The following is a 3,128-nucleotide window of genomic DNA, read 5'->3' on the forward strand; positions in this document are numbered from 1 at the left end:
TGATAAGAGAAAGACTGCCCTGAACGAAATCCTCCTAAAAAACGGACGAAAAGGAGGATGAGAAAATCAAATATCTTCGTGCAACGGTCTCAATAGAGGGCAAGCCCAAAAAAAGTTGCTTCAAAAGTGGCTAGATACGAAGAAATGAATTAGATTTGTGGGGAAATTGGCTAGCGAAAGTGTTCGCAGTTGATCTTGGAGAGGTGCTCGAGTGGTTGAAGAGGCACGCCTGGAAAGCTTGTATACGCCTAAAGCGTATCGGGGGTTCGAATCCCCCTCTCTCCGCAATAATATAACTAGAAAGTATTTATCACTAATCTTTAATTAAAAGAGAACTTACAATGAAAAGAATTTTAGCAAGTATTGCTCTGGCAGGTTTGCTTACTCTTGGCGCTGCCAACGTAGCTTTTGCTCAAGATGCAACTACAGAACCTGCTGACAGCGCAGCTACTGCAGCTCCAGTTGAGGAGATGGCAGCACCAGTTGAGGAGCCAGCAGAAGAGATGGCACCAGTAGTAGAGGAGGGTGGTTTCCACCAAGCTCTTAAGACTAAGTTCATCGAGGGAGGTCCAGAGTTCATGGCAGCAGTTGCTATCGTGCTCATCCTTGGTCTCGCATTCTGTCTAGAGAGAATCATCTACCTAAACCTAGCAGATGTAAACAACGAGAAGTTCCTCGAGGAGATTGACCAGAAGCTTCAGGCTAACAAGGTAAACGAGGCTCTTGAGCTTGCTCGCGATACTCGTGGTCCAGTAGCATCTATTACTTACCAGGCTATCAGCCGTCTAGACCAAGGTCTTGAGGCAGTAGAGCGTTCTATCACTGCATACGGTGGTGTACAGGCAGGTCTTCTCGAGAAGAACATGTCATGGATTACGCTCTTTATCGCTACCGCACCTTCTCTAGGATTCTTGGGAACCGTAGTAGGTATGGTATTGGCATTCGATACTATCGAGCAGGTAGGTGACATCTCTCCTACAGTAGTAGCAGGAGGTATGAAGGTGGCTCTTATCACTACCATCTTCGGTCTTATCGTAGCTATGATCCTTCAGATTTTCTACAACTATATCCTTGCTAAGTTTGAGGGTATCATCAACAAGATGGAGGATAGCTCTATCACTCTCGTTGACTCAGTAGTAGCTCATCAGGAGAAGTACGGTAACAAGTAATTATTTGAATAGGAGAATAAGACTATGTCAGTAACTAAAATACGGAAGATTTCCAGTACAGCACTGCTAGTTCTCGCAATTCTCACAGTAATCGTAGTAGGGCTTTTCTTCTTTGGTGGGTATGTTGATTCAACAGCACCAAAACCAGAGCCTGTCTTTACAGATGTTCTGTTCTATCTAATGTATATTGCGTTGGGAGTAACCCTTCTAACCATGCTATACTTTGGAGTAGTAGGAATTGCAGCGAGCTTAGCAGATCCTAAGAGGCGTAAAGGCGCACTTGGCGGACTACTATCGCTAGTGGCTATTGTAGCACTGCTTGTTATCACATACGCTATCGGTAGCACCGACAAGCTTGCACTCAGTGTAGATTTCCAAAAATATAACACAGAAGGATACCTCAAGTTTGCCGATATGTGGCTCTATAGCATCTATTTAGTGCTTGTGCTTAATATCATTGCACTTATTGGGTTTGCTATTAAGGGATCTCTCAAGAAGTAAGAAGTAACATTTTGAAAGAAAGGATTATTTATGGCACGTGGAAAGAAAAAGATTCCAAAGATTAACGGATCTTCGAGCGCCGATATCTCTTTTATCCTGCTACTCTTCTTCCTTCTGACTACATCTATGGGATCGGATAGTGGTCTAGCTCGTCAGCTACCACCAGCCGTACCACCAGACCAACAAGATGTCTCTATCGACATTAACCGTCGAAATATGCTACGCGTTAACGTGAATAACCGCGGTCAGATACTTGCCAATGGCGAGGTAGTTGATCTCAATGGTCTTCGCGAAAAGGTTGCAGAGTTCGTCCTCAATGAGAACGACAGATCTGATCTTGCTGAGCGTGTAGTAGAGTCATTCCCTCTTGTAGGGGCACAAAAGGTGACTAAGAATCACGTCATTTCGCTAACCAATACAGTAGATACGCGTTATAGCGACTACATCTTGGTACAGAATGAGCTAACTAAGGCTTATATGCAAATACGTGATCAGCAGTCTAGAAAGCTTTTTGGTCTCTCATTTAAAGATGCAAGTCTACAGCAGCAAGAGGTGTTGATTGATATGTATCCTCAGAAGATTTCTGAGGCAAACCCAAGAGAATTTGGTAGTAAGAAAAAGTAACGAGTACATTATGAGTAGATTTACGAAAGATGGAAGCCGTGAAGTACCGGAACTAAATACCATGTCATTGCCTGACTTGATTTTTGCGTTCCTATTCTTCATCATGATGGTGACCTCTATCCGTGAAGTAACTATGATGGTACAAATTGCACTCCCTCAAGCTACAGAGCTTACAAAGATGGAGAAGAAGTCGCTTGCTACTTATATTTATATGGGTGAGCCACTCAAGCAATACCAAGAGAAGTACGGATCGGAAGCTGCAATCCAGCTCAATGACCAGTTTGCAAGCACTGCAGATATCTTTGACTATATCGCTCAGGAGAAAGCTGCAATGTCTGAGGCTGATGCCCCATACATGACTACTATCCTAAAGATTGACAAGGATACCAAGATGGGTCTTGTAACTGAAGTTAAGCAGAAGCTAAGAGAAGCAGATGCACTAAAGATTTTCTATAGCGCACTTAAGGGCAAAGAGCTATAACAAGCTCTTTCATAAAGAAAGTAGAGTCGCATCTTCACACTAGTGAGATGCGACTCTTTATTTGTACCATACTAATGAGCATCAGAATAAAAGCTAAGTACAATCACCTAAAATGAGAATATGGTGGGAACCAAAAAGCTCTCAGGGGAGCCCCCATTATAACAAGCGCGAACGCCTAAATTTGTTCCTAGGAATAAATTTATTTTTCTGTACAAATAAAAATATTTATCTCTAGGAATAATTATTTTTATTCCTAGAAACCTAGATTCCGCAAAGTATAGATCGGCGCTGTTGGGGGTAGTATTTGGGGGTACTTTGGGGTGCTCTTTGCTGTATTTTGGGAGGTGTTTGGC

5 protein-coding genes and 1 tRNA gene are annotated in these 3,128 nt (G+C 42.8%); 5 read left to right on the forward strand and 1 reads right to left on the reverse strand.

What is annotated here, in order from left to right:
* The first annotated feature begins 197 nt into the window (after positions 1 to 197).
* From A3GG_RS0101115 to A3GG_RS0101135, 5 genes are all read left to right on the forward strand, one after another.
* Positions 198 to 285 (forward strand) — tRNA-Ser (locus A3GG_RS0101115).
* Between the two features lie 56 nt (positions 286 to 341).
* Positions 342 to 1,169 (forward strand): MotA/TolQ/ExbB proton channel family protein, encoded by an 828-nt coding sequence (locus tag A3GG_RS0101120; RefSeq protein ID WP_018357495.1) that lies wholly within the window; start codon positions 342 to 344, stop codon positions 1,167 to 1,169.
* 24 nt (positions 1,170 to 1,193) lie between these two features.
* A complete protein-coding gene (locus A3GG_RS0101125; protein WP_018357496.1) occupies positions 1,194 to 1,670 on the forward strand; it encodes a hypothetical protein in 477 nt (158 codons plus the stop codon).
* Positions 1,671 to 1,700: 30 nt separating this feature from the next.
* On the forward strand, positions 1,701 to 2,294 hold the full coding sequence (locus A3GG_RS0101130; protein WP_018357497.1) for a biopolymer transporter ExbD: 594 nt from the start codon (positions 1,701 to 1,703) through the stop codon (positions 2,292 to 2,294).
* Positions 2,295 to 2,304: 10 nt separating this feature from the next.
* On the forward strand, positions 2,305 to 2,775 hold the full coding sequence (locus tag A3GG_RS0101135; RefSeq protein WP_018357498.1) for an ExbD/TolR family protein: 471 nt from the start codon (positions 2,305 to 2,307) through the stop codon (positions 2,773 to 2,775).
* A 107-nt stretch (positions 2,776 to 2,882) separates the two neighbouring features.
* Here the strand turns inward: A3GG_RS0101135 and A3GG_RS13685 are convergent.
* Positions 2,883 to 3,128: hypothetical protein (locus A3GG_RS13685; RefSeq protein ID WP_211205863.1), on the reverse strand; the 246-nt coding region annotated here is incomplete at its 5' end.

It is taken from the genome of Porphyromonas levii DSM 23370 (assembly GCF_000379925.1).
GTDB lineage: Bacteria > Bacteroidota > Bacteroidia > Bacteroidales > Porphyromonadaceae > Porphyromonas_A > Porphyromonas_A levii.

What these genes read in the sequence shown, in the direction of transcription:
- A3GG_RS0101120 (WP_018357495.1), top strand. Translation starts at nt 342, where the DNA reads ATGAAAAGAATTTTAGCAAGTATTGCTCTGGCAGGTTTGCTTACTCTT.
- A3GG_RS0101135 (WP_018357498.1), top strand. Translation starts at nt 2,305, where the DNA reads ATGAGTAGATTTACGAAAGATGGAAGCCGTGAAGTACCGGAACTAAAT.
- A3GG_RS0101125 (WP_018357496.1), top strand. Translation starts at nt 1,194, where the DNA reads ATGTCAGTAACTAAAATACGGAAGATTTCCAGTACAGCACTGCTAGTT.
- A3GG_RS0101130 (WP_018357497.1), top strand. Translation starts at nt 1,701, where the DNA reads ATGGCACGTGGAAAGAAAAAGATTCCAAAGATTAACGGATCTTCGAGC.